Genomic DNA, 1,133 nt, shown 5'->3' on the forward strand with positions numbered 1-1,133 from the left:
ATTTGTTATAGATTGTTCGATAAACGGTATTTTTTAATCGACGAAATGCTTAAATTACAATAAATAATTAAATTTTAGATGATGGGGATATTTTCAAAATACTTATTAGTAGACGATGATATGGATGATCTTGATTTCTTCTGCGAGGTTATGGAAGTAATTGACCCCTCTGCTGCCTGTTATACGGCCAACAACGGAAAAGAGGCATTAGAGCTTTTGGACTCAAATAGTACAATAGTTCCAGACATCATTTTTATGGACTTGAATATGCCCAAAATGGACGGTAAATCCTGTTTGAAAATTCTAAAAAGTAATTCAGCCTATAAGCATATACCCGTGGTAATTTTAACCACCTCCTCCAATCTTACAGACAAAGAGGAAGTCATAACTTCTGGAGCTTCATATTTTCTAACAAAACCTACCTCAATGAATGAGTTACATGAAAAGGTGTTGTGGGCCATACATGGCTTAGAAGAGAGGGCGGCATCGATGACGGGAAATAATTAAGGCACTGTAATTAGCTATTCTTAACATGCTTTTTATTTAAGTAATTTTGATCTGTCAAATTTAAAACCATCGGCGTAATACTCGTCTTTCCATGCTTTACCGCCCACCTGTCTGAATCTCTTTCTTCCGGTTCTATTGGCACAACAGTAAACCAAAAGTGCTCCTTTCCCATAGGATTCTCGTTGGCCAAAATTCTTCCGTCATATTGTCTCACTGATTGAGAGGTCCAATCTATATCCCCAGTGGGGTGCTGCGGAAAATTAATATTTAATAACTTATGTTCTTCGGTAATCACCTCATTCAATGCCTTTTTAACGAATGGTTCTAAAAGAGTAAAATCAGGTTCATCGTTCCCTACTGAAACACTTAACGCTATGCCCCTTACTCCAAAAAGTACTGCTTGCCGGGCTGCAGATAAAGTTCCTGAATGCCATGCTGAATTTCCTAAGTTGGCGCCAATGTTTATTCCTGAAAGTACTAAATCTATACTTTCGAATAAATGCAAGCCTAAAGCTACACAGTCAGCTGGTGTGCCCGCGACTCGGTAAGCCTCAATACCTTCAAAATGGATTGGAGATTTTTTATAAGTAATGGGTCGGCCAGAAGTAATGGCCTGTCCCATGGAT

2 protein-coding genes are annotated in these 1,133 nt (G+C 38.4%); one reads left to right on the plus strand and one right to left on the minus strand.

Translation table 11 applies throughout. From position 1 onward, the window contains the following. The first annotated feature begins 78 nt into the window (after positions 1 to 78). Entirely contained in the window at positions 79 to 507 is a 429-nt protein-coding gene (locus BIZ36_RS20675) for a response regulator (protein ID WP_121848579.1), read from the plus strand. Between the two features lie 10 nt (positions 508 to 517). Here BIZ36_RS20675 and surE read toward each other — a convergent pair. Continuing rightward, a partial coding sequence (gene surE / locus BIZ36_RS20680) for a 5'/3'-nucleotidase SurE (RefSeq protein WP_187459755.1) occupies positions 518 to 1,133 on the minus strand: 616 nt, incomplete at its 5' end.

It is taken from the genome of Cytophaga sp. FL35, from assembly GCF_014349235.1.
Taxonomy (GTDB): domain Bacteria; phylum Bacteroidota; class Bacteroidia; order Flavobacteriales; family Flavobacteriaceae; genus Euzebyella.

Coding starts and splice junctions, on each gene's coding strand:
- BIZ36_RS20675 (WP_121848579.1), top strand. CDS start 79: ATGATGGGGATATTTTCAAAATACTTATTAGTAGACGATGATATGGAT.